General features: G+C 60.9%; 18 protein-coding genes. 10 read left to right on the forward strand and 8 right to left on the reverse strand.

What is annotated here, in order from left to right; genetic code table 11:
• Positions 1-32: 32 nt before the first annotated feature.
• Positions 33-521 carry a cyanase gene (cynS, locus tag AC1DUY_RS14405; protein WP_231080026.1) on the forward strand — a complete coding sequence of 163 codons (489 nt, stop codon included), beginning with the start codon at positions 33-35 and terminating at the stop codon, positions 519-521.
• An 84-nt stretch (positions 522-605) separates the two neighbouring features.
• On the opposite strand, the gene AC1DUY_RS14410 is transcribed toward cynS, so the two are convergent.
• Positions 606-1,073: a hypothetical protein gene (locus AC1DUY_RS14410; RefSeq protein ID WP_478115066.1), complete on the reverse strand. Its 468-nt coding sequence runs from the start codon at positions 1,071-1,073 to the stop codon at positions 606-608.
• 269 nt (positions 1,074-1,342) lie between these two features.
• Between AC1DUY_RS14410 and AC1DUY_RS14415 the strand changes: the two genes are divergently transcribed.
• Positions 1,343-2,413, forward strand: coding sequence for a ComEC/Rec2 family competence protein (locus tag AC1DUY_RS14415; protein ID WP_478115068.1), 1,071 nt, complete (start codon positions 1,343-1,345; stop codon positions 2,411-2,413).
• A gap of 155 nt (positions 2,414-2,568) precedes the next feature.
• The gene (locus AC1DUY_RS14420) at positions 2,569-3,174 is read left to right on the forward strand and encodes a hypothetical protein (RefSeq protein ID WP_478115070.1); all 606 of its coding nucleotides are present in this window, start codon (positions 2,569-2,571) and stop codon (positions 3,172-3,174) included.
• 114 nt (positions 3,175-3,288) lie between these two features.
• On the opposite strand, the gene AC1DUY_RS14425 is transcribed toward AC1DUY_RS14420, so the two are convergent.
• Positions 3,289-3,621 (reverse strand): hypothetical protein, encoded by a 333-nt coding sequence (locus AC1DUY_RS14425; protein ID WP_478115071.1) that lies wholly within the window; start codon positions 3,619-3,621, stop codon positions 3,289-3,291.
• Between the two features lie 42 nt (positions 3,622-3,663).
• Entirely contained in the window at positions 3,664-4,119 is a 456-nt protein-coding gene (locus AC1DUY_RS14430; protein ID WP_478115073.1) for a hypothetical protein, read from the reverse strand.
• Between the two features lie 177 nt (positions 4,120-4,296).
• On the opposite strand from AC1DUY_RS14430, the gene AC1DUY_RS14435 reads away from it, so the two are divergent.
• Complete coding sequence (locus tag AC1DUY_RS14435; RefSeq protein WP_478115075.1) at positions 4,297-5,175, forward strand: effector binding domain-containing protein; 879 nt, start codon at positions 4,297-4,299, stop codon at positions 5,173-5,175.
• Positions 5,176-5,348: 173 nt separating this feature from the next.
• Here the strand turns inward: AC1DUY_RS14435 and AC1DUY_RS14440 are convergent, their stop codons facing one another.
• On the reverse strand, positions 5,349-6,113 hold the full coding sequence (locus tag AC1DUY_RS14440; RefSeq protein WP_478115077.1) for a hypothetical protein: 765 nt from the start codon (positions 6,111-6,113) through the stop codon (positions 5,349-5,351).
• Between the two features lie 120 nt (positions 6,114-6,233).
• Between AC1DUY_RS14440 and AC1DUY_RS14445 the strand changes: the two genes are divergently transcribed.
• Positions 6,234-7,298 carry an alpha/beta fold hydrolase gene (locus AC1DUY_RS14445; RefSeq protein WP_089265039.1) on the forward strand — a complete coding sequence of 355 codons (1,065 nt, stop codon included), beginning with the start codon at positions 6,234-6,236 and terminating at the stop codon, positions 7,296-7,298.
• Positions 7,299-7,335: 37 nt separating this feature from the next.
• On the opposite strand, the gene AC1DUY_RS14450 is transcribed toward AC1DUY_RS14445, so the two are convergent.
• On the reverse strand, positions 7,336-9,360 hold the full coding sequence (locus AC1DUY_RS14450) for a phospholipase D-like domain-containing protein (RefSeq protein ID WP_478115079.1): 2,025 nt from the start codon (positions 9,358-9,360) through the stop codon (positions 7,336-7,338).
• A gap of 273 nt (positions 9,361-9,633) precedes the next feature.
• Between AC1DUY_RS14450 and AC1DUY_RS14455 the strand changes: the two genes are divergently transcribed.
• Positions 9,634-10,656, forward strand: coding sequence for an LLM class flavin-dependent oxidoreductase (locus tag AC1DUY_RS14455; RefSeq protein ID WP_478115081.1), 1,023 nt, complete (start codon positions 9,634-9,636; stop codon positions 10,654-10,656).
• Positions 10,657-10,850: 194 nt separating this feature from the next.
• On the opposite strand, the gene AC1DUY_RS14460 is transcribed toward AC1DUY_RS14455, so the two are convergent.
• The 3 genes from AC1DUY_RS14460 to AC1DUY_RS14470 form a co-directional block, all read right to left on the reverse strand.
• On the reverse strand, positions 10,851-11,888 hold the full coding sequence (locus AC1DUY_RS14460) for an extracellular solute-binding protein (protein WP_478115083.1): 1,038 nt from the start codon (positions 11,886-11,888) through the stop codon (positions 10,851-10,853).
• 9 nt (positions 11,889-11,897) lie between these two features.
• Entirely contained in the window at positions 11,898-14,111 is a 2,214-nt protein-coding gene (locus tag AC1DUY_RS14465; protein ID WP_478115288.1) for a TonB-dependent siderophore receptor, read from the reverse strand.
• Positions 14,112-14,613: 502 nt separating this feature from the next.
• Positions 14,614-14,937: a DUF1476 domain-containing protein gene (locus AC1DUY_RS14470; protein ID WP_089265035.1), complete on the reverse strand. Its 324-nt coding sequence runs from the start codon at positions 14,935-14,937 to the stop codon at positions 14,614-14,616.
• Between the two features lie 347 nt (positions 14,938-15,284).
• Here AC1DUY_RS14470 and purC point away from each other — a divergent pair, with 347 nt between their 5' ends.
• The 4 genes from purC to AC1DUY_RS14490 are packed head-to-tail and all read left to right on the forward strand — an operon-like array spanning position 15,285 to position 17,985.
• The gene (purC, locus tag AC1DUY_RS14475) at positions 15,285-16,052 is read left to right on the forward strand and encodes a phosphoribosylaminoimidazolesuccinocarboxamide synthase (RefSeq protein ID WP_170849540.1); all 768 of its coding nucleotides are present in this window, start codon (positions 15,285-15,287) and stop codon (positions 16,050-16,052) included.
• Positions 16,053-16,061: 9 nt separating this feature from the next.
• Entirely contained in the window at positions 16,062-16,301 is a 240-nt protein-coding gene (gene purS / locus AC1DUY_RS14480; protein ID WP_089265033.1) for a phosphoribosylformylglycinamidine synthase subunit PurS, read from the forward strand.
• Between the two features lie 14 nt (positions 16,302-16,315).
• Positions 16,316-17,017, forward strand: coding sequence for a phosphoribosylformylglycinamidine synthase subunit PurQ (gene purQ, locus AC1DUY_RS14485; protein ID WP_478115086.1), 702 nt, complete (start codon positions 16,316-16,318; stop codon positions 17,015-17,017).
• Complete coding sequence (locus AC1DUY_RS14490; protein ID WP_478115088.1) at positions 17,014-17,985, forward strand: tripartite tricarboxylate transporter substrate-binding protein; 972 nt, start codon at positions 17,014-17,016, stop codon at positions 17,983-17,985. Before purQ ends, AC1DUY_RS14490 begins: the two co-directional genes overlap by 4 nt.
• Positions 17,986-18,228 lie beyond the last annotated feature (243 nt).

Genomic DNA, 18,228 nt, shown 5'->3' on the forward strand with positions numbered 1-18,228 from the left:
ACCCGAAGCCTCAAGACCAAGGAGAAACGACCATGCTGCGATCCGACCTCACCGAAAAGCTGCTCGACATCAAGCGCGAGAAGGAATGGACCTGGAAATATATCTGCGAGCAGATCGGCGGCTATTCCGAAGTGCTGATCGTCGGCGCCATTCTCGGCAACATGAAGCTGACCAAGCCGCAGGCGGCCAATGCCGGCGAGCTGTTCGGCCTCACCAAGGCGGAGACGGCGATGCTCAACGAGATCCCGATGCGCGCCGAAAACGTGCAGATGCCGCCGCAGGATCCGCTGATCTATCGCTTCTACGAGATGGTGATGGTGAACGGCCCGGCCTGGAAGGCGCTGATCGAGGAGGAATTCGGCGACGGCATCATGTCGGCGATCGATTTCGACATGGTGATGCAGCGCATCGCTAACCCCAAGGGCGACCGCGTCCAGATCACGATGTCCGGCAAGTTTTTGCCCTACAAGTATTACGGCGCGACGGGCAATGTGCCGGAATATGGGTTCAAGGAGGGGTAGGGGGCCTTCTTACTTACGATCACCAAACGAAATGACCGGGTGTGTTCCTGGTCATTTCTTTTTCTGCGATCGCTCGTTACTGTTTTATGCTTCATGCGTTCCAGATTTTTTGCTCTCAGTCGCGACGACAATGTACGAGCCGCAACACGTAAACGCAGTCATCGCCAATTGCGTATCTGTCATTGTCTTCGCAGCGACGCATTGCTCCTTGGAGACGGCCGCGCAGTAGGCGTCGCGAACGGCTTGCATTTTCTCCGCTACTTCCGGGCCATGGAGGTAATGTGCGATCTTGTTGCGCAGCCTATTGCTTGCTTCGAGGAGATTCCAAATAGCCTCATTAATAAGGTCAGGCTTGAACTCTTTGCAGGCACTAATTTTCTGAGCGAAGCTTAAATCCTCAGAGTCCTTCCCGTAAGCGTCGAGAAGCTCAGCCATCGATTGCTCGACGGCGACGTGGTTTTTGAGCACCGTTAGAATCATGCCGTCGATTTTTGCAATGCGCTCAGTTAGTAGCTTGTGGCTCTCAATAAGCCGTGGATCGTCTGACTTCATCCTTTACTATTCCTTGGCTCCGACACATGGAGGCAGTGTTTGAGGAGTGATAGATCGGTCAGTGTCATTGTCCTATCTTTAGTGCGCCGTCTGAACGCTGGACGTTCGGAAAATTGCAGTCCCAACGACTTTTATTTGCTGGAAGCCTTGCGGGTCATGCTGGGCACCTTAAATGAATACACGCTGTAATTGTGTATCTATTTAAACCGGCAAAACAATTTCAACGACTGGCGACTGCCTCATTTGGGTGGCCGATCATAGGGGGCACTTTGCCATACGAAATCGATTTCCTGCGTGCGGGCAATAGTAACGGCGACGCGATCATCGTGAAGTGGGGGCATACTAAAGACGGCAATTTTTACCTCAATCTCATCGACGGTGGGTTCACCGACACCGGCGACCAGATCATAAGCCACATTAAGCGCTACTACTCTGCGACCGCGATAATCGCCAATGTGGTCTTAACGCATGCCGACAACGATCACGCTTGCGGCCTGATCAAGGTCTTAGAATGCGAAGATTTCACGATCCATACGCTTTGGATCAACCGACCGTGGGATTACGTAGACGACGTCTTGGACAGATTTCATGGCCTCTACACTCGCGAAGGCCTGATCAAAAAAATGCGGGAGATGCACCCGTACTTGGTCGAGATGGAGAAGATAGCCGCGCGCCGCGGCATTCAGATTCGCGCGCCGCTTCAAGGCGCACAAATTGGGGCGTTTACCGTGCTGGCGCCGAGTCGTGAGCGATACATCCGACTCATTCCGGACCTCGACAAGACCCCGCCTTCATACGCCAGCGACTCGACCACAAGTCTTGGTGGCATACTCTCTGAGGCTTTGGGGAGCGTCGTGGATAAGGTCAAAGAAACGTTTCAGATAGAAACTTTGGACGAAAACCCACCGTCGACCTCGGCCTCCAACGAGACCTCGGTCGTACAGTGGGCAACGTTTGACGATCGTCGTGTGCTTTTCACGGGAGACGTTGGTCCGGATGGTCTCGAAGAAGCTGCTACATATCTGGAGAATATTACGCTCATCACTCAGCCGACACTGGTCCAGATCCCCCACCACGGGAGTCGAAGGAACGTCAAGCCGAGCGTGTTGAATCGTTTGCTCGGCGCCTACCCGGCGGAAGGTCGCGGCCACGCCGTGGCGTCCGTTGGCAAGGATCAGGACAAGTACCCGCGCAAGAAGGTGGCGAATGCGTTCACGCGCAGAGGATTCAAAGTTTACTCCACCCAGAATTCTTGGATCAACTTTGTGAGTGGGTACGATCGCAGGGAAGGTTGCTCTGACGTCACGCCGATCCCTCTGTGTCCGGATGTCGAGGATTAATAGTGCTCAAGTTTGACAGGTATACGCTGTTTGCTCGGCTATTTCCTGCAATCATAGCGGTGGCGCCAGTTCTAGCCCTCGTGTGGGTTCTTGTGTCTGGTAGGTCGCTAGGCGTTGCCCATGCAATCGCTGGCACTGCGCTCGCAGTCCTCCTAATGGTATTTGCCGATGTCGCTAGACGTCGCGGCAAGCAGATTGAGCCAGAACTTATTGGGCGTATGGGAGGATTGCCTAGCATCACAATGCTTAGGCACCAGGACGATGCGCTTGATACTGAAACGAAAGTACGGATTCATAGGTTCTTGGCTGAGAAACTTGGTGAGCCTGCACCCACTCGGATTAGCGAAGAAGTTGACCCGTCGGTTGCGGACGGATTTTACGCCCGAGCAGGCACATGGCTTCGAGAGAACACGCGCAATAAGAAGAAGTTCGACATTCTGTTCAACGAAAACATAACATACGGCTACCGGCGCAATCTCTTTGCGTTGAAATGGCCAGCACTTGTGTTGAACTGTGCAATTGTAATCGGCTGCGCTGCAGCATATTTCTCCGGGGGCGCCGAGAAATATTCGCTCAGCGTCGCACCAGTACTCGCTATTGCATTCTTGCACGCCCTTTATCTATTGATCTTTTCTAACGAAGACGCTGTTCGAGAAGCGTCGCGCACGTATGCGCGGCAGCTGCTTCTCAGTACGGAATCGGCCCACCTCGCGTCGCCTAAACCTGCAAAGCCGCGTGTAAGCAAAAAGACCGCCGCCTAGATTGCCTCTATGAAGCGCGCTTGGTGTTGTCGGTTAATTCATTCGCCATCGGCAACGCTGATCGAGACGCTCCGGTCCCACCCATGCGACGTGCATTCCGCGCCCGTCGCGGATTCAGCGAAAAAGTCGAAAAAACGCCCCGACGCCCAGCGACACTGTTTCACGAACCAGTGTCTCGGCAGCTACTTCGGCCAGTCTGCTGCTGGAGATGGGGACACCTAGTTTCCTTCTTAGCGCGTCGAGATCGGCCCGAGCTATCCCTATGCATTCAGCGTTATGCGTAACAGCGCGAAGGAAAACCTCATCTTGTGCTTCCTTAGGGAAACGAGCTACCCGAGCTTGTAATCCTTGTATGAAGGCGTTCCATTTCTCTTGAGCTTCGGCGCCCGTGGCGTTCGACCTCAGCGCATCTCGCCAAAAATCATCTACCAAGTCTTCAATGCTCATAAGGCGAACCTTGGCGTCGCGCGCACGCTCGCGGAAACCCCCTCATGTTTGTACGAAATCACGGATTGAGCAGGATGAGCTTTTCGCCTGAGTATGGATGAGGCCCATGTTCACGTCCTTAAACGTCCGGGTGGCGCCGGCTTTAACGGCCTCGTAGATCGTCTGAGTGTTACTGTCGATCACTGTCCCGCTAGGGGCTGAATGCTCGCATTTGATCTTGAGGTCCTTTACCCCGAACGTGTTCGTGTTCTGAACCGTGAATGTTGCGAGCATCACGCTGTCGAACCCGCCTTTTTTCCACGACCACTTTGCGATCTTGATGTTCTGAGTCTGCTCTAGTCGGTCTTGAGCGGCCCAGCGGCGCTTCGCCGCCTCATTGGCGGCTGGGGAGGTGTCGGGCTTTAGAGGCCCGCTGGCGGCAGCATCATATTTATCCGACGTGTTGTAAGCCACCCAGGCCAAGAAGCCTGCTAGTACGAACAGAACGATCTTCGGCATTACACGATCTCCCCAGCGGCAGCTTAACGCAACCTTTGGGTGCGCGCCAAGGCACCGTGGCGGGAGGCTCAGCTATAGTAATTCCGAAGGCGGACGAGCTACTTCCCACATCCGCTTTCTCGCCCCCACAGCAAGACCGATCAAGACACCTCCATCCGCCCATGCGATACCCGCCGCATGAACCAGCCCATGCCGCACCGCACGCCCGATCTCGTTGCCGTCCTCGCCTGGATCGAGCAGCATCTCGACGATCCGCTCTCCGTCGACGTGATCGCCGCCCACGCCAAGCTCTCGCCCTATCATTTCTCGCGGCTGTTCTCGGCCGCGATGGGGCGGGGCGTGATGGCACATGTGCGCGGTCGCAGGCTTGTCCGCGCGGCGCAGCGGCTGACCGCCGATCCCGATCTGCGCCTGGTCGATCTCGCACTCGATTGCGGCTTCGACTCGCAGGAGGCGTTCACCCGCGCCTTTGCGCGCTTGTTCGGCGTTGCGCCCGGGCGCTTTCGCCGCGGTTTCAGTGTCACTCCCATCGAAGGACAATATCCGATGACCATGCCCGATGACGTCGCCGTCGCTGTCACCCGCTTGCCGGACCTGGTGGCGCTCGACGCCTTCACTGTTGCAGGTCCTTCGGCGCGGTTCGATGAAGAGACCAAGGCGCAGATCCCGCAACTGTGGTCGAAGCTGATGGGCGCATTGCCGTTCGAAGGGCAAACGCCGAGCTGGACCACCTATGGCGTGGTCTGGAATGTCGACCGCGCCGAAGGCAGTTTCGATTACATGGCCGGCGTCGGCGCGGACGAAGGCGCGGCGTTGCCGGCGGGCTTTGCGGCGAAGCGCATCGCGGCGTCGACCTATGCAGTGTTTCGCATCACACTGAATGGCGGCGCGGTGCATCCGCAGATCAAGCACGCGATGGCGACAATCTGGGGCGAGCTTGTGCCGGCCTCCGGGCTCACCGTCGCCGACCGGCCGGACTTCGAGCGCTATGACAGCGAGTTCGCGCCGACCAAGAAGGGCGCGGTGATCGATTTCTATCTGCCGGTGGAGGTGTGAGGTGGCGAGGTTTTCTCGGTCGTCATGGCCGGGCGGCGCGAAGCGAGCTTCGCTAGATGACCCGGCCATCCACGTTGCTTTCTGCGCTCGGCGCAAAGATGGATCCCCGGGTCAAGCCCGGGGATGACGTGGAGAGAGTGGAGGCATGACGGAGTCATGCGCATGATGGCGCGCTAATATCGCCGGCTCCCCCGTGGCCGCAGCGCCGGATGATCCCGCTCCGGCGGCGTATGCGCGGCTTCCAGCAGCGCCATCGCGTCGTCCGGAATCTGTGTCACATCGACGCCGCCGCGGCGCATTTCCTTCAGCGCGGTGCGGATCGCAGCGTCGCGCTCCATCGTCTCGCGGCCGGTGCGCGCGGGCATGTCGATGTGGCGGCGCGGGCGCCGGCGGCCCATCGCTTCCAGCCGCGCCATCTTCAGCACCTGCAGCGCCTGCATCAGGCGGTCGATGTCGACATCGGGCTGCGCTTCCAGCTCGCGCACGGCGCGCTCCGCCAGCGCGTGGAGCCGCTCGGCGAGCTTGCGCAGCTTGAGTTTCTGCGAGGCGCGGGCGGAGGGCACCGTGTCGGTGGCGCGCGGCGCGAAGAGCGGACGCTGCCAGCCGCCGTCGCGCGTCCAGCGGCAGATCGAGGCGCGGCCGACGCCGGTCTGCTTCGATATCTCGCCATAGGTCAGCGTGGTCGTCTCGATCAGGCGGCGCACCTGCGCGCATTTGGCATCCCCATGCGGCCGCTTTGAGCCGCGCACGCGCGGGCCGCCCACAAAGGCATCCGGCGCCTCGGGCTCATCGGGCGTGACGCGAAGGCGGAGGATGGGGCCGAAGAAGGGATGGGTCATGTTAAAGAATATATACCTATGTACAGGATTGCGCAAGCCGGGCGTGCGGCGTCCGGTGCATCGCCGTCCGTCGTCGCCGATATCGTGGGAGGCGCGCATCCGGTCACTTGGCTGCACCTGTGATGGCGCGATAGGCTGGCACACGTCGATCGTGCCTGGCTCACAAAGAGGGGGCGGCGCGATGCGGAGGAAACCCGGCGGGAACGGCAGGGGGATTTCATGGCAGGTGTCGATTATCTGATCACCGCGCGCGGCATTTCGGGCGCTGCCTTCAACGAGAATGTCGGCACCATCCGCTATCTGCGGGTGCCGACCAATGTGGCGATCCCGACGCCGGCGATGGCGACGTCGAGCAAGACCGATCTCGCCAAATGGGTGAAGGAGGTGCGCGATATCGCAGACGGCGATCCCAACCAGAATTCGATCAGCGTAGCCGGCGACATCCTCGTCTTCATCCACGGCTACAACAACGATCTCGACATCATCATGAAGCGCCAGCGCCAACTGGCGAAGGATCTCAAGGCCGAGGGCTGGAAGGGCCTCGTCATCGGCTTCGACTGGCCGAGCGACAACGAGACGCTGGCCTATTGGCAGGATCGCTCCAAGGGCGCCGAAGTGGCGGTGAAGCTGGTGAGCGATTGCATCACCGTGCTGGCGCAGGGGCAGGAGAAGGACTGCGTCACCAATGTCCATCTGCTCGGCCATTCCACCGGCGCCTATGTGGCCATGGAAGCCTTCGTGCAGGCGGAGAAGGACGGCGCGCTGTTCAAGAGCAACTGGCGCGTCAGCCAGGTCGCCTTCATTGCCGGCGACGTGGCGTCGTCGAGCCTGTCGGCGAATGACTCCTGGTCGGGGCCGATGTTCAAGCGCATCCTGCGCCTGACCAACTATTCCAACCCCTATGACAGCGTGCTGGCAGCCTCCAATGCCAAGCGGCTCGGCGTGGCGCCGCGCGCGGGCCGCGTCGGCCTGCCGGCGGACGCGCATTCGAAAGCCACCAATGTCAATTGCGGGGACTATTTCGCCACGCTCGATCCGAAGAAGAGCACGTTCTTCGGCGACTTCACCCATTCCTGGCACATCGGCAACCGCGTCTTCGCGCGCGACCTCGCCATGACCCTCGAAGGCGCCATCGACCGCGACGCGATCCCGACACGCGCACTGGTCGCCGGGGCGCTGGTGCTGCAGGACAGACCGCGGCCGAAATTCATGGCCGACTGGGGCATCAAGGCCGCCGCCACCCGCGGCGGCGCGCCGCGCGACGGGACGGGCGTGCTGAGCTAGCGCCGGGCGCGGGGGGGGCTCCGGCGTGTTGCCCCGCTCAGCGTTTCGACTTGGCTTTTGATTTCTTGGTCTTTGACGTCTTGGTCTTGGCTTTCTTCGCCTTGGTCGGTTTGGTCTTTGCTTTTTTGACCTTTGCCTTCGCGACCTTCTTGGATTTGGTTGTCTTGGCTTTTGCCTTTTTGGCCGACGCGGCCTTTGCCGTCTTCTTCGTTGTTTTCTTCTTGGCTGTCTTCGTCTTCGCCTTCTTCGCTACAGCCTTCGCCGCTTTCTTCTTTTTCGGCGGACGCACCGGTTCGTCATCGCTGTGGGTTGCGGCATTGACGGTCCAGTTGGACGCCGGGATCGTGAAGAACATCTCGCGGCGCCGCGACTTGAATCCGCCGGGCTTGAAATAGCTCTGCGTCCATCTGTCGTCCGGATCGAGGAACACCTTTTCCGGCTTCTCGCCTTTTTTGCGTTTGCTGGCCACGTCATTGGCGACATCGCGGAAATAGAAATGCCGGAACAGGCGGTCGAACTCGGTCATGTAGATGTCCGCCACGCGGGTCGAGCCGCGGATCAGGATCATGTTTTCGTCATTGGTGGTCAGCGACCCCTCCGAGAAATTCGCCGAGCCGGTGCAGATGAGGGGATCGTCGCTGAGGGGATCGATCAGCAGATATTTCGTGTGAACGAAGAAGATATTGCCTTCGTCGCGGGTGAGCTCCTCCTTGAGAAACCAGCGGTCCAGCGGAAATTCCTTCACCTTGCGCTTGGCGACCAGCTTGCCGTCGACCACCTTGAACTCGGCGCCCAGCACGGCGCCGAACGAGATCTGCAGGTCGCGGTCGCCCTTGAGCGCCTTGCGCTCGTCGGCGGTGGGCGGCTTTTCCTTGAGCACGAAGCGCAGGAAGTCGCGGTCGCGCGCCAGCGGCTCGATGAAATCGGCGGCGACGTTGAAGGCCGCCGTGAACATGATCGATGAGGTGGCGTCGCTCATCCGGTCGGCATACCAGTTCAGCATCGACGCCGTCTGGCGGGGCGAGAAGATGCAGGTCTGCGATCCCGGCTTCACCAGGGCAGGCGGGTAGGGCGAAATCTCCGCGACGCCTTCCTTCGCCGGCTTGCCGGTCGGGTTGTCGCTCAGGATCGTCCAGTATTTCAGGTATTGTTCGGCAACGTCGCTGTCATGGACGAGGTGGCCGACATTCGACTGGCCGAGGAAGCCGGACGGCGTGATGTTGGTCGAGCCGGTCCACACTTCTTGCGGCGCGTCGCCGTCGAGCTTGATGATGAACTTGTTGTGCGGGATCGGCGGCCGCGTGCGCCAGATCACCACCGGCTCGCCGTTATGCTTCGCCTTGACGTCGAGGCCGGCGGCCTTCATCGCCTTGCGGTTCTTGCCCTTCTTGTCGTCATGCACGATCAGCCGGACGTCGAAGCCGTCATCGATCTTGGCCTTCAACGCTTCGATGATGGGGGCGTAGGTGAATTCGTAGATACAGGCGCGCAGCGCCTCGCTCTTCTTCGTCGTGTCGATATAGTCCAGGCAGGCCTCCAGCAGGCCGCGCGAGAGCCAGACCGTGTGCTTGTCCTTCGGATTGTCCATCTCCGCTTCGGTCGGCTTGTGGTTCTTGAACTTGCGCGCATAGGCCTGGCTGGCGATGGCGCCGCGGTTGAACCAGATGCCGTGTTGACCATCGTCCTCCTTCTCCGTCGTGACGGTGAAGGCGAGCTTTTCGGCGTCGCGCAGTTCGGGGGCGGTCGGGTCGCCAAATACGGGGATGACCTCGAAGTGATAGGTCGTGCCGGGCTCCGCGGTATAGTCGCTCCAGAGGAAACTCTGGATCGGAAATTTGTCGGTGAAATACTCGCCATGCTCGGTGTCGGGCTCTGGCTCGACCTCTTCGAACACTTTCAGCGAGCGCAGGAATTCCGGCTTGCCGGCGCCCTTGGCGCGCTGGAACGCAAATCCCAGCAGCCCCTTGCACGCTGCCTCGTCGCAATTGAGGGCGATCATGATGGCGCGCGTGCCCGCGATCGCGCTCGCTTCGAAAGCTCCGGCAGACGTCGTGACGCGCATGGCCCTGTCCCCCCGTTTTTCGATGTGACGCTGATGCTCGCCCAACGCCGTATTTGGGTCAACCTATAGAAGATTTGTGACAGGATGCACGCTTAAGGGGTGCGGGCGAGGGGTTGTGTGACGTCGTGCCGAGCTGCGCGAACGTGGACACGGATCTGCAGTCTACGAGCGTGATCGCCTCATCGGAAACGATGCGTTTCCATCGTTTCCCTTTTCTTGCTCCCATTCACGCCTAAATAGGGGTTCAGCAAACCCACCCTGAGTACCCGTCCCATGAAGAACATCGGCTTTCTTTCCTTCGGCCACTGGACCCCGTCGGCCTCATCGCAGACGCGCTCGGCGGGCGATGCGCTGCTGCAATCCATCGATCTCGCCGTCGCCGCCGAGGAGCTCGGCGCCGACGGCGCCTATTTCCGGGTGCATCATTTCGCGCGGCAGCTCGCGGCACCGTTTCCGCTACTGGCCGCTGTCGGCGCGCGCACCAAAAAGATCGAGATCGGCACGGCCGTGATCGACATGCGCTACGAGAACCCGCTCTATATGGCGGAGGACGCCGGCAGCGCGGATCTCATCGCAAGCGGGCGGCTGCAGCTCGGCATCTCCAGAGGCTCGCCGGAGCAGGTGATCGACGGCTACCGCTATTTCGGTTACGCGCCCCCTGATGGTTCGAGCGACGCCGACATGGCGCGGCGGCATACCGAGGTGTTTCTCGACGTCCTTCAAGGCAAGGGCTTTGCGCAGCCGAATCCCAACCCAATGTTTCCGAACCCGCCGGGCCTGCTGCGGCTCGAGCCGCATAGCGAAGGCCTGCGCGAGCGCATCTGGTGGGGCGCCTCCACCAATGCGACGGCGGAATGGGCGGCCAAGCAGGGCATGAACCTGCAGTCATCGACGCTGAAGATCGACGAATCAGGCAAGCCGTTTCATGTGCAGCAGGCCGAACAGATCCGGCTCTATCGTGACGCCTGGAAGGCGGCAGGGCACACGCGTGACCCGCGCGTCTCGGTCAGCCGCAGCATCTTCGCGCTGGTCGACGACCGCGACCGCGCTTATTTCGGCCGGGGCAACGAGGGCGAGGACAAGGTCGGCTACCTGCACGGCACCGAGCGGGCCATCTTCGGCCGCAGCTTTGCAGCAGAGCCGGATGCACTGATCAAGCAGCTGAAGGGCGACGAGGCGATCGCCGAGGCCGATACGCTGCTGCTGACGGTGCCCAATCAGCTGGGCGTCGATTACAACGCGCATGTGATCGAGGCGATCTTGAAACACGTGGCGCCGGGCATGGGCTGGCGGTGATCTTTCTTACCCTCCCCCCGCGCGAAGCGAAGCTTCGCTAGGCGGGGAGGGTCGGCGAACGAAGTGAGCCGGGGTGGGGGTGCCCACATTAGGGCGGAGTTTGTGGCACCCCCACCCGACCGGCCCAATAAGAAAGAATTGGGCCGGCCACCCTCCCCGCAAGGGGGAGGGTAAGATCACGGCACGCTTTGGCCTTACTTCTCAAACCCAACCTTCTTGATCAGTGCAATCGCCGCCTTCTGGTTCGCAGCAATCGCATCGATATCAAGCGAGTCGCTCGGAAACGCTCCCATCGCCGCCACCAGCGGCGCGCTCTCGGCGTCTGATGTGACCGGATATTCCAGTTCAGCCGCGGCGTAGATTTTCTGCGCGGCCGGTGTCACCAGAAATTCCAGGAACTTCAGCGCGGCGGCGCGATGCGGCGCGTGTTTTGCCAGCGCCGCGCCCGTAAGATTTACATGTGTGCCGCCGCCCGCGAATGTCGTCGGCACCGTCTTCACTTTATTCGCCCATGTCGTCCACTCCGCGCCTTCGCGGCCGTCGCGCAATTGTGCCAGCGCCACGGTATTGGCGATGCCGATGCCGCAGCGACCTTCCGCGAGCTGACGGATGACGTCGTTGTCCTTGCCTTCCGGCGCATGCGCGAGATTGGCCTTGATACCCTTGAGCCACGTCTCCGTGGCATCGGCACCGTGATGCACGAGATAGGCCGATATCAGCGCGACATTGTTCTGATGCAAGGGCGAGCGGATGCAGAGCTGGCCGCGAAAGCGGGGATCGGCGAGATCCTCATAGCGGATCGCGCCTTGTGTGGAATCATTGCGCACCACCACTACGCGCGGGCGCACCGACAGGCTGATCCACTCCCTGCCGCGCAGTTGCGGCGGGATTGCCTTCTCGAGCAGCGGAGAGGTGGTCGGTTGCGACAGATCATTCGCGGCGAATTGCGAGGTCTTGTCGAGACCGATGGTCATCAGCACGTCGGCGGGGGAGGCGTCGCCCTCGGCCTTCATGCGCTTGACGAGATTGTCCTCGATGTAAGTGAGCTTGACCGTGATCCCGGTCGTCGCCGTGAAGGATGCGATGACCGGCTCGATCAGCTGCGGTTCGCGGGTCGAATAGAGATTGATTTCTTCGGCGTGGCTTGTGGCCGTGCCGAAGAGGAGGAGCGACGACGCAAGCGTCAGAGCCAGCGGTAGTGCCCGAACGTTGCGTCGTCGCGATGGTCGCATTCTGTTGCCTTAGAACTTTACCGTCGCTGCCAGCGAGAAGCGCCGCGCATCGCCAAGGGCAACGTTGGGAAGGCTCACTGCCGACGGATAGTAGACCTTGTCGAAGATGTTCTTGATGTTGAACTGATAGATCACGGGCAGAGTCTGGTATTTCGTCTCGTAGGTCGCAAAGGCGTCGGCCACCGTGTAAGACGGCAACACGAAGCTGTTTGCAGCATCGCCGGGACGATCGCCGACATAATGTGCACCGGCGCCGACGCGCAGACGACCCGGCAGCATCGTGCCGAAATCATAGACGAGATAGAGCGACCCGGTGTTCAGGGCGACATTCTGCAGGTGGTTTCCGGTGTACTGCGAGTCCTGCGTCAAGATCGCATCGGTATAGGCATAGCTGGCGATCATGCTCCAGCTGTCAGTTAGCTTGCCGGTAACGTCGACTTCGACACCGCGTGAGCGCGCTGCAGCCGCGGTGCGTGCCTCGTTGGTCGTGGTGACCGTATTGTATTGCGACAGCATCACGTTCTTTTTGTCGATGTCGTACAGCGCGACCGTGCCTGACAGGCGCTTGTTGATATCGAACTTGATGCCGGTCTCCCACGACACGCCTTCCTCGGGCTTCGTCTGCGAGTCGAAGACCGCGCCGTTGGGAGCGATGGTCGAATTCGGCTTCAGCGATTCCGTGTAGCTGGCATAGAGCGAGACTTCGTCGGTGACCTTCAGGATCACGCCGCCGAGCGGTAATGCCTTGTTGCCGGACAGGTCCGTATTGGCGATGAACGGATTGCGCCCGCGCCCCGCCAGCTGGTCGAACGTCATATAACGCACGCCGCCGACCACGGCGACCCGATTGGTCAGATGCAGCGTGTCCTGGAAGAACAAAGACTGCGTGCTGAGCTTGTCGGTCTGGTCGCTGTCGTCGGCGCTGACCGTGGTGCCGGGCAACTGCCGGCCGTAAACCGGGTTGAAGATGTTGAAATTTGCGGCCCCCTGCCGGACCAGATCTTTGCGATAGATCACGCGATACTGGGCATCGCCGCCGAACAGCACTTCGTTACGCATACCGCCGATCCAGAATCCGCCCTGGATATAACCGGTGCCGAAGCTGGAGGACGTCAGTGCGCCGTAGGTGCCGTCATTGCTGCGTGTCGCGATGCCGGTGGTCGGGTTGACCACCGTATTGCGCAACTGCGCGGCATTATAGGTTTCGACGTTGTAGCTGTAGCCCGCATAGACCTTCCAGTCCTCATTGATCTTTTGATCTACCGAGGCCTGGATGAGATCTGACGTGCCCCACATGCTGTTATATGGCTCGTCGATGCGGCGTGTCGCCGGAATGGCGAAGGGCGCCTTCGTCACGCTGTTGAAGGCCGTGCCGCGATCGAATGGCGAATAAAAGTCGCGATGCTCGTAGTTGATCTGAACCGTGGTCGTGTCGCCATACCAGGCCAGCGACGGCGCGTAGAGCGTCTCCTTGCGGGTGCCGAAGTTGCGCCAGTAGTCTTCGTTGATTCCATAACCGACGAAGCGATAGGCGAGTCCGTCCTTGCCGAGCGGTCCGGTGATATCGACGGTCGCATTGGCTCCGCTGCGCGAACCATAGGTCGCGCCTTCCAGCGTCACCTCGCCGTGCTGGTACAGCTCCGGCCGCTTGCTGATGGTGTTGACGATGCCGCCGGGATCCATGATGCCGTAGAGCAGCGACGCCGGTCCCTTCAGCACTTCGATGCTTTCAACAGCCGGATTGAACGAGCGGCCCTGCACGATCGGCATGCCGTTGCGCATGATCGAACCGTCGCGGTTGTCGCCGAAGCCGCGCCGGATTACGGCGTCCTGGGTGCCGGCCAGCGTGTTGGTCTGGGTGATGCCGGAGATGTTGATCAGCGCGTCATCGAGATTGCGCGGACGCTGATCGCTGATCACCTGCTGCGGCACGACGTTGACGACCTGCGACGTGTTGAGCGGCGACGTCGCGCCGCGCAGGGTTGTCGCATCGGGCATCGCACGATAGCCGAGGATCTGTTCATATTTGGCGGCAGCAGCGGCGATCGTGCGCTCGGTCGGTGTCGGCGGGGCGGGCGGCGGCGTGGCATTGCGGCGGGCGGCGGCAGTGCGCGCCCGGCTCGGCGTGGTGCTCGCAGCACGTGCGGGCCGGCGTGCCTGTGTCGGCGATTCGACGGTGACAGGCGGCAGTGCCGTGCTCGATTGTGCGTTGGCGACCGACATATCGGTGGAGAGATCGCCCAGCAGGAACGTCGCGCCGATCAACCAATACGCGCGGCGCACCCTGAAGATGCTGCGTGCGTTGCTGTCGAGATTGCAATGGTTGTCCGTCGTCACTTTGTGTCGCCTTCGCGTTTGAGAAACATGCGCAGGCGATCTAGCAGTAGCTTTGAATGAAAACTTCGAATGGGAGGTTGAATCGCTCTAAAGCGACGAGATTCGCGAGCCTGTGTGTCTTCGGTGATGCAGTCGCAAGGTGAGCCGCGACACGATTGAACAATCAACGTGCATTTTGAGCAATTTGTAGCACGCGCCTGCGAGCCGCCATCGGCACGCTGTGCGACTCCGTTTCAGAATTTGCAGATCGCAATTCGGAAGCTTCAGCGAGACCCTGCGAGTCTGGAACGTTTCAAAAGACAAGAGCCGCGCCATCATACGATGCGCGGCTCTATGAAACGTTGTGAGTTGCAGCGAGATGTCTCGCTGCAACTCGAAGCTGTTGACCTCAGATACCCGCCTTCACCTGCGCGACGGCCTCAGCGGTCAGCTGATCCATCTTCACGCGCAGCTGCGGCTCGGTGATCGCGATGCCCTTGGCGGTGAGATCGGCGAGCACCTTGCGCACCACGTCGCCGTCGCCGGCTTCCTCGAAATCGGCTGCGACGACTTCCTTGGCATAGGCGGCGGCCTCGTCGCCGGACTTGCCGAGCTGCTCGGCGACCCACAGGCCCAGCAGCTTGTTGCGGCGGGCCTCGGCCTTGAACTTCTGGCTTTCATCGAGCGCATACTTGTTCTCGAAGGCTTCGCCGCGCTTGTCGAATGATGACATGGTTAAAGTTCCCGTCGGGGTTGTTGGGCGGTCAGGACGACGTTGTAAACGCCGGTTCGGAGCTTAAATAAGGTCGAGATACCGTTGGAACAATCGGCCGCAAGGTCGCAGGCAAGACGGTATCGGGCGAGGCTTATCGGACCAGGCTTGCGCGAGGTTGGGGTAAACCCCCGCTGGGCGGGCCGGGTCGATTGTACTGGCAGGGCCGATCGGGTAGGTTGCCTGCAGGCCCGGTTCTCGTTCTGTTTCTTCCCGTTCCTGGCCTTCACGGCAGCTCCGTCGTGGGTCGATCCCGTTATTCGGAGCACACCACATCCATGGATTTCAACAACACCCGGTACATCCCCATGAGCCGTCGACGTCGCATTTATGAAGGCAAGGGCAAGGTCCTGTATGAAGGCCCCGAGCCCGGTACTCTGATTCAGCACTTCAAGGACGACGCGACCGCGTTCAATGCCAAGAAACACCAGGTGATCGAGGGCAAGGGCGTCCTCAATAACCGGATTTCGGAATACCTGTTCCAGCATCTGAACGACATCGGCGTGCCGACCCATTTCATCCGCCGGCTCAACATGCGCGAGCAGCTGATTCGCGAAGTCGAGATCGTGCCGCTGGAAGTCGTGGTGCGTAACGTGGCGGCAGGCTCGCTGTCGCAGCGTCTCGGCATCGAGGAAGGCACCCAGCTGCCGCGCTCGATCATCGAGTTCTATTACAAGAACGACCAGCTCAACGACCCGATGGTCTCGGAAGAGCACATCACGGCGTTCGGCTGGGCCACCCCGCAGGAAATCGATGACATCATGGCGCTCGCCATCCGCGTCAACGACTTCCTCACGGGTCTTTTCCTGGGCATCGGCATCCGTCTCGTCGATTTCAAGATGGAATGCGGCCGCCTGTTCGAAAACGACATGATGCGCATCATCGTCGCCGACGAGATCTCGCCCGACTCATGCCGGCTGTGGGATATCAAGTCGAACGAGAAGCTGGACAAGGATCGTTTCCGCAGGGATCTCGGCGGCGTGCTGGAGGCCTATACCGAGGTCGCCAAGCGTCTCGGCATTCTCTCCGAAAACGAACGCCCGATGGGCACCGGCCCGGTACTGGTCAAGAGCTGAGGATATCACGTGAAAGCCCGCGTAACTGTTACCCTGAAGAACGGCATCCTTGACCCGCAGGGCAAGGCCATCGAAGGCGCGCTGAAATCGCTCGGCGTCGATGGCATTGCCTCTGTGCGGCAGGGCAAGGTGTTCGACATCGAACTGAACGGCGCCGACAAGGCGAAAGCCGAAGAGGCGCTGAAGGCCGCGGCCGACAAGCTGCTGGCGAATACGGTGATCGAAAACTATCGCGTCGAAGTGCTCTGAGCCAGGTTATCGCTATGAAATCCGCCGTTCTCGTCTTCCCCGGAATCAACCGCGAACGCGACATGGCGCGGGCGCTCAGACTGGCGTCGGGCAATGACTCGACGATGGTCTGGCACGCCGAGACCGCGCTGCCCAAGGGCACCGATCTCGTCGTCGTCCCCGGCGGCTTCTCCTATGGTGACTATCTGCGCTGCGGCGCCATCGCGGCACGCTCGCCGGTGATGGACGCCGTCCGGAAGTTTGCGGCCGATGGCGGCCTGGTGATGGGCGTCTGCAATGGCTTCCAGATCCTGTGCGAGTCCGGCCTGCTGCCGGGCATCCTGATGCGCAATGCCAAGCTGAAATTCCTCTGCCACGACGTGCATCTGCGTGTCGAACGGTCCGACACGGCGTTTACCCGTGGCTATAATGCCGGTCAGGTGATCCGCGTGCCGATTGCCCACGGCGAGGGTAACTACACCGCCGATGCCGAAACGCTGAACCGCCTCGAAGGCGATGGCCGCGTGCTCTATCGCTATTGCTCGCCGACAGGTGAAGTTGGCGATCTGCACAACATCAATGGTGCCGCCGCATCGATTGCCGGCATCGTCAGCGAGAAGGGCAACGTGCTCGGCATGATGCCGCATCCGGAAAATCACGTCGAAGACATCATGGGCTGCACCGACGGCCGCGGGTTGTTCGCGGGTCTTGTCGAGCATCTGGAGCGCGCTGCGTGATCGCCGCTGTGGCGCGGCTGTCGAAGCTCGCCGCAACGCTTGCGCTCGTGCTGGGGACGAGCGTCTCGGCATCTGCCGATGATTATCCCAAACGCCCCATCACCATGATCGTGCCTTTCGCGGCGGGCGGCACGTCGGACGTCATCGCGCGTGCGGTGGCCGAGCAGATGGCGGCGACGCTGGGCCAGACCATCATCATCGAAAACGTCGTCGGCGCCGGTGGCTCCACGGCGCTGGCCCGCGCGGCGCGGTCTGCGCCCGATGGCTACACCATCGCCATCGGCAATGCCGGCACCAGTGCGGCGACCTACACGATCTACCCAAAACTGTCCTTCACGCCGGACTCCTTTGCCTCCATCGGCATGGTGGCCAAGACCTTCGGCGTCGTGGCGCTGCGCAAGGATTTCCCGGCGAGTGATCTCAAGGGCTTCATCGCCTATGCCAAAGCCAATCCGGGCAAGGTCAATCTCGGCCATGCCGGGATTGGCTCCTCGAATTACCTGATCTGCAAGAGCTTCGTGCAGGCCGCCGGCATCGACGTCACGCTGGTCGGCTATCGCGGCGCGGCGCCCGCGCTCACTGATGCCATCGGTGGCCAGATCGACGGCGTTTGCGATTCAGCGGCCTCCGTCTCGCAGGCCATCGACGACAAGCTGGTGAAGGGCATCGTGGTCGGCTCCACCGTGCGGCTGGCGACGCTGCCCGATCTGCCGACCTCGGCAGAAGCAGGGCTGCCCGACTTCGAGGCGCAGGGCTGGAATGGCCTGTTCGCGCCGAAGGGGACACCGCCAGAGATCATCGCCAAGCTGAATGCCGCTGCTCGCGCGTCGGTTGAGAGTGATCTGGTGAAAAAGCGTTTCCAGGATCTGTCGACTGTGGCGCCCGACGCCAATGAGCATGCACCGGAGGTGCTGCAGCAGCTGGTGACGCGCGATGTGGCGAAGTACAACAAGCTCCTGACGCCGTAATCATCCTTTGCTCGAAGCTGTGCCATCTCGGTACGGCTCAAATTTTCAGCGCCGCCCATTGCCTCATTCACGGAGCGTCGGCCTGGTATTTGCCTCTGCCAAGGTCCTTCTGCAGGTCGCCGCGTGCGATTGTCGGGTCCAGTACGATGTTTCTGGCCAGGCCCCGGCAGGTTGCTTTTGGCGCGAGGTGGGCATCAAATAGCACGCAGAGGTCGCAGGGCTCGGTCGAAGACGACCTGAAGC

It is taken from the genome of Tardiphaga sp. P4_G1 (assembly GCF_056401215.1).